The sequence below is a fragment of the Gelidibacter sp. genome (assembly GCF_035515035.1).
In the GTDB taxonomy this organism is placed as follows: domain Bacteria; phylum Bacteroidota; class Bacteroidia; order Flavobacteriales; family Flavobacteriaceae; genus Gelidibacter.
Genome location: NZ_DATJCA010000054.1, coordinates 1 through 6,567 on the forward strand (window position 1 = coordinate 1; position 6,567 = coordinate 6,567).

The 6,567-nt window shown below is 40.2% G+C and carries 5 protein-coding genes; all 5 read right to left on the reverse strand.

Features of this window, described 5'->3' with window-relative positions; genetic code table 11:
* On the reverse strand, positions 1-395 hold a 395-nt coding region (locus VLZ86_RS04675; protein WP_325449238.1), incomplete at its 3' end, for a DUF1801 domain-containing protein.
* Positions 392-4,396, reverse strand: coding sequence for an ATP-dependent DNA helicase (locus tag VLZ86_RS04680; RefSeq protein WP_325449240.1), 4,005 nt, complete (start codon positions 4,394-4,396; stop codon positions 392-394). The genes VLZ86_RS04675 and VLZ86_RS04680, both read right to left, overlap by 4 nt.
* Before the next feature lie 47 nt (positions 4,397-4,443).
* The gene (locus VLZ86_RS04685) at positions 4,444-4,683 is read right to left on the reverse strand and encodes a hypothetical protein (protein WP_325449242.1); all 240 of its coding nucleotides are present in this window, start codon (positions 4,681-4,683) and stop codon (positions 4,444-4,446) included.
* Positions 4,664-6,271, reverse strand: a complete 1,608-nt coding sequence (locus VLZ86_RS04690) for a hypothetical protein (RefSeq protein ID WP_325449244.1) — start codon at positions 6,269-6,271, stop codon at positions 4,664-4,666. The genes VLZ86_RS04685 and VLZ86_RS04690 overlap by 20 nt, the downstream gene beginning before the upstream one ends.
* Positions 6,264-6,567, reverse strand: a 304-nt coding sequence (locus VLZ86_RS04695; RefSeq protein WP_325449246.1) for a type ISP restriction/modification enzyme, incomplete at its 5' end; no start/stop codon positions are given. The genes VLZ86_RS04690 and VLZ86_RS04695, both read right to left, overlap by 8 nt.

Genomic DNA, 6,567 nt, shown 5'->3' on the forward strand with positions numbered 1-6,567 from the left:
AAGCTATCTTCTTTCGTGAATTTCACCGTACGCATTTGCTTAGCTTGAGAATCTTTAGGAAAAAAACCGATCGGGTCTTCTAAGAATGCCCCGTTAAAGAAGTTCAGCCCCACGTGGTTTTTAAATGCACTCGAGCTACAAATCATCTTGCCTTTGTAAGAAAACACCGGACTGTTCCATTTCCATTCCTCTACGATTTCGGGCACTGCTTCGTGGATAAGTTTTCTGATTTCTCGTATCAAGCTGCCCCGCCAACGTTTGGCGTGTATATGCAGTAGCGGATTAGAAGCACTTTCCTCCCCAGTTAACACAATGTTTCTTAAAAGCACAGACCTTCGATTTACCACTTCACCCGCTATTGCTACATACACGCTGTTACCGCCTAGTGCTTTCATCTTAAGCTATAATGATGTAATGAATAGCGAATGGTTTTATCTTCTGATTGCACCTTATCACCGATAATAATTTCAACTATCTCTTTGATTTTATCAGGGTTGATGCCGTTTCGTTCGTCTGTTGTGATGAGCTTGTCCATCAAACCATATTCATCATACGTTTTCTTTTTTACGTTGTGCCAAGTCCATTCGTATTTCTTATTTCCAAGTCGTCCCAAATGCTCCCAATACCAGATTCCTTTTTTGGTGATTAAAGTAAAGTCTGTTTTCATGGGCAGTTGCTGATCATCCACAGTAGGTTTTATCTCATAAAAGAATTTCAATTCATCTTCTCCGAATTCCTTTTGAGCCTCTTTCAATGCCTGATAGATCAACAGTTCCACCCTAGATTCAATGAAAATCCCATCTACCTCTAATGCATAATAACGATACGGTTTGTCGAGCAGGAGCGTGGTTCTTCTGCTTTCGGTGTAGGAACGTGAACGGGCTTTTTCTAACACGGATTTTTCAAAGGGCTCTTCCTTATCACCCTGAACAAACAGGGTCACAGACTCCCTGCTTCTGGTCAATGCCGTGTAGATTAATTCCTTGGAAAGTAATCCTGGTTTTTTGGGCAGGATGAAGAAACAATGATTAAATCCGCTTCCTTGGGCTTTGTGCACCGTGATGGCATACGCCAAATCAAATTCTTCCAGTTCAGTACTTCGGATTCCATCTTCGCCATAAACCGGCATAGGTTCATCCAGTTCAGGAAAATGTAAAAGGGTTTCGCTATCGTCCCGGATCAACCCAATAGAACCATTGGATAAAATAAGTTTACCTTTTTCATAGTAGTTCTTGGTTCGAATGATTTTGTCCGACTGCTTGAACCAGTCATTGATCAATTCCAGTTCCTGATTGGATTTATACGATCGCTGAACATAGTCGTTGATTTGTCCTGAACCGAAATACTCCGAGCGATAAGGCGTGATCAACTGAAAGTTTTCAAGATTATAGGGCTGGTTTGGAGATAATTCGCCTGTTTTCTCCAATCCGAAAAGTTGGTTCAGTTTTTCATCGGTATTACCAGCCAATGGTTTTTCAAGTCTTTTGCATAGCCAGTCAAATTCTTCATTGATTTGAGTGTAGAGTTCTTCTTCTGTATTCCAAAAATGAATTCTAAATCCTTTTGATATATCCGTTTTACCTGAAGAAATAATCGAAACCAAGTTTGCATCAATTTCCCCATCGGTAATGTAGCCTTCGGCAAAATCCAAAATGCGGCTTTCTGCAAGCTCTTGTCTGCAATTAGTTTGCAGTTCGATGCATTTATCGGCATGATCCGTATTGGTTCTTAAGAAATACAGGATGTCTTTCAAGACCTTACCATATCCAATGGCCGGTAATTGGTGCGGATCGCCCACCAGCACCAATCGTTTGAACGAAGGCACTTCCACATTGAGGAGTCTGAGCAAATCACGCAGTTTCATCAGGTCAACCATCGACATTTCGTCAATGATGATGTTATGGATACTTTGCAGGGTAGAAATAGTCATTTTCTTATTCCTGATGTCCGCCAGCACCTTGTCAATGGTAAAGGCCTCAATGCCCTTGAAATCAGGGTCGGTTTTTAGGCGCAAAGCAGCCTTGCCCGTTGGGGCGAGCAGCAAATACTTTTCGCCTCTTTTTTTCCATTCAGTAATGATGTTCAGCAGCTCATACGATTTACCGCTACCGGGATTCCCAGCCAATACAAATAACCTATTGCGGTATATGTTTTCGTACAATTGCTTTCGCTCGCTTTTGAATAAATCTTCTTCAAAGGCATCACCCAATTTACTGCCAAGTTTCTTGCAGCTGGCGTTTATGTATTCGTCAAGGTCGGGATAGATGCTTTGTATAGGTTCGTTTTGAATAAGCTGATGAATGACCTTTTCGATTTCTCCTTCCGCCTTATATACTTCGTACAGGTAAAAGTAGTTGGTGTCATTCTCCGAAATCACTTTCACTTTGTCTTCGGTTTCTTCAAAGTGAATGATATAATCCGGTTTTAGGACATGGAAGAAATTAGCCGGAATCTGATATTCCGTATCCATGTTGTAGAACAGGGGATATGCTTTTATAGCATTTTCCAATTCTTCGGCATGCACAAAGCAATGACCGGTATTTTCCAGCGTGCGCAGATAACGAATGGTCAATGCCCTGAGCCTGCGCTTGTCGTTGTTGCGCATTTGCCGTTGCAAGTCTTTACGCTCAATACCGAAGCGGGTATCCGGGAAGTAGGCTACATCTATTTTGAACAAGTCAATTGGGTTGTCGGTCTCTTCTCCTGTTACCGGATCGAGTAGGGCATCATAGGCCTGGTAATCTTCGTAAAGCAAATAAGGATTCGAACTTATTTCAGACAAAGTATGACTGGCCCGCTCGTCATCAATTGTCTTTTTCCAATCGCCCGATAATTTCAATTTACCCGATAGGATGCGTTTGTACTGAAAAGGTTTCAGGTTGAGCATACACAAATGCAAAAACTGCTCTTCCGTCAGGCCGTAGCTGTCTTCCAACGCCTCTTTTACATCTTTGAGCAGGGCGGCATATTTGCGGTAGGTTTTGTTGCTATCTGGATTTTCAATCAATGCCAAAAAGGTGTCGTAGTATTCATCTTGCTCACCTTGTTGCAATTCTTCGATCAGCTCATCCAACAAAAATTCTTGCTTATCCCAATTCAATATGCTGCGGCAGATGGATGAGAATCCGGGAAAATAGGTGCGCTTTTTCCAGCAGAAAGAAAGCAACTGCTCTACGGCATCTATGCGGTCTTGCATTTCGCTTGGGGAAACAATGCCATCGTCTTTGCAATTAATGAGTTGCTTGCGCATTTTGGTTAAGATGAAAATGGCTTCATCGTCATCCACATCCATGGCCACATACTTAAAGCAGTGGTTAAGTTCGGGCTCGGTGATGGCTACCTTGATTTTATTCAGCAATTGTTCTTTTCCCTCTGCATCAAAGCCGGGTTGATTCACATAGTCCAAATACTCGTGATAAGGCATGCGCACCAGTAAATCACGCTCCTGAAAGGAGTAACGAATAGCCCAGTTCATGGAAGGGAAATTCCGGTATTTGGGTTTGCTCGCTTTCTTTTTGTCAATTAAGTCTTTAGGGCCGAAATAGTGATAATCGCCTTTGTCGGTCACCAGGCCACAGCCCACCACCAGATATTGCTGATCTTCTTCCGTTAGCGGATTGCTAAATTTGGCATACATAAAAGCCACCAATTGGCCTTTGCGCACGGCATTGTTGAACTTGGGGATGCGCACCGGCTCCAGGTTTCTCGGGTAGGCGCCATCGGCTTTCATTTGCTCGTTGGTGCGTGTAAACGAAACGGCAAATGGCCAACTGAACATGGATTGAGCCGGGAGTTCTTCTTCAATCAGGGTCAACCCAGGGTCGGCAGGGTTGTCATGTTTTACGGGGATGTTTTGCTTGCCAAACAGGTTGACACTCCAAAAGCAGGGCGGCACATATTCTTCAGTAATCGGCTGGCCTTTGAAAGCCAATTCTTGTTCCAGATTTTTCTCTTTGCGCCTGCGCAAACGTTCGGAGAGCAAGGAATGAAAGCCGCTGCAATAGCGATTTTTTAAAGGGTCTTTGCAAATGCTGCCATCCCATTTATTGTCGTGCCAGGCCACCCGAAAGGTGACATGCCGCGCTTTGATTGTATTGTCGTGCTCCAGGGCTTCTTCTGCATCCTCATTGGCTTCAGCCTGAGCCATCAGGCGTTCAATTTTATCTGCTAAGCCAAGCCCCCAGCGGATGTCCTTATCGGCCGGACGGTGATATCGCCCCGCTTTTTTGGCCATACGCATCAAACATCCTCTATCATCAAACGTGAATACCCGTTTGTTTTCCGGCAGTTGGGTGAAATCAATAAACGCCTGCCAATCCTCTTCTGAGTAATTGTCGTAGTGCGCCCGCATGATGTCGAGATCGTAAGGATCGTTTATGTCGTATTGCTGTGCCATTAATTTTTATCGTGTACTTGTTTTAGCATTGGCGGTAACGGTCTCGGCTATGCGTAGTGCGGGATTTCAAGGCACTTACCTTTCAATTTAGCACTTAGTTTATTAAATGTAATTACTTTTATATCAGCAATTTCGCCCGCATTACGTATAGCCATTGTTGGGCAATCGTACTTTATTTTCGTCCGTTTGTCAGCGTTGGCAAAGACATACTCTTTGGCAAGTTTTGGCTTGTGTGTCGGCTGGTGCGACTTGCCAATGTGTATGGCTTTAAGCGTTGGCTTTTTCATCCGTCATTCTTTCTTCGTTCAATAATTTTCCTTCCAATGTGTTAAAAGTATATATTGATTTTATAAATATTTCCTTTGCAACTTCTATGTAATTATCTTCTTTTATTCCGAAGTATTTAATCGCTTTTTTGCATTTTGAATTTGAGTTACTGAAACTATGAGCCAACAAACCTGAACGCAAATCCCATAAATTTCTTAGAAACACAATCATATCAGGAATTTTCATTTGATGGGCTTCCAAAAATTTCTCAAATTTTGTAATGCTGTTGTCGCCATCTTCTTTGATAATTGTTTTTGCTAACTCTTTCGAGTTAAGTCTATCAATCGTGATTATGCTAATTGAAAGAATTTGTTCGCAGAATGATTTTACATTATTTGAAGTTGGAATATGTAGTGAGTTGAATCGAAATTCATCTTCTTTTGCTAATGGCTTATAAAGTCTCCAACCAAACTTGGCTTCCCATTTTTTATTGAATTGCTCGTATTTGTGTTTGAAGAACAAATCGGGCGTTTCTGGATGGTCAACCCAATTTCCTTCAATCATTGTTTGGTAATATGCGTGACTTATCCCTTTCTGTGGCTCAATATTGTGATGCTTCCAATGTAATTGTTCCTTGTGAGGTAAATAACCTAATTCAATTAAAAAAACTGCAACATAATCTTCATTATTGTTGTCTATTTTGAGCGTAAAAAATTTGGATTTTACGTGCCACCCATCCACTTCATATTTTTTTGGTTCGTTGTAATATTTGTTTAGAACCTCTTTTTTGAAATAGGTTAGTACAAAGTACTTTTCATTAGTCTTACTACAATCTTGATATACAAAATCACCGTTTTCATCATAGCCTGTTATGAACTTTTCATATACTTGATTTTCGTAATCAAAATGATAGCTCTGCGATTTAGATGGGTCAAAACTGATTATTTTTTTTCCTAAAATCCAACTTTGAAATTTGCCGTCCAATGGTCTGATTAAATGATTGTAAAAATAATTATCACCTTTAAAATCTTTATCGAGCGGCTCAATTCCATTTCCTTTTAAATCAATTTCGCCAACTCGCATAAAATCAAAGCACAGTGAAAAATGAACTTGCCTAACAGCAATGTACTCTTTTAGATATTTGAGTTTTATCTTTATTTTTTTCGGTTCAATTCTAATTACTTCATCTAAATCACCAAGGTCATCAATGAAGTAATATTTGCGGTTTTGTTTGTTCTCAGCCCGTTCATATAATTTGAAGTAAAGAACAAACTCTTCCGATATATCAACATATTGCTCATCACCATCATTAAAATTAAAGTGCTTTATAAAAATAAACGGCTCAAATCCATTATCTGCATAAGTTTGGTAAGTTGTTTTAGACTTACCATCTTTAAATGATGTAATTATTGAAGGTTTCCCTTCATAATAAGGTCTAATAACCCAATCGGTTTGTGATTTGTACTCGTCAATTTTGGAATCGTGTACTAAACAGCAATAAACAAGGTCGTCTTTTGTTGATTCGTAAATAGTTATCCAACCATCTTTGATAAAAGTGGTTTCAAGTTGCTTTAACCTATCTTGGATCAAAAAATACTCCTTATCCATTTGTCAAAACTTCTTTATTGGCTGTTTCCATAAACTCAATTTCATCAATCTCCCTCATCAACCGATCCGTCTCAGTCAATGCCACAATAATTTTTTGATAATGCAAAATATCGTCAAACTCTAATTTTCTTCCTTTGCGGTCTTTTAGCCATTTTTGGGCGGGTTGATAACCACCAATGTAAAACTCCCAAGCGACTAATGGCACTTTATCAAAATACTGATGGTCATTAATATATACTTTGCCGTATGTTTCGTTATCTGCTACATAACCTGGACTTGATTTGGTGATTTTTCTG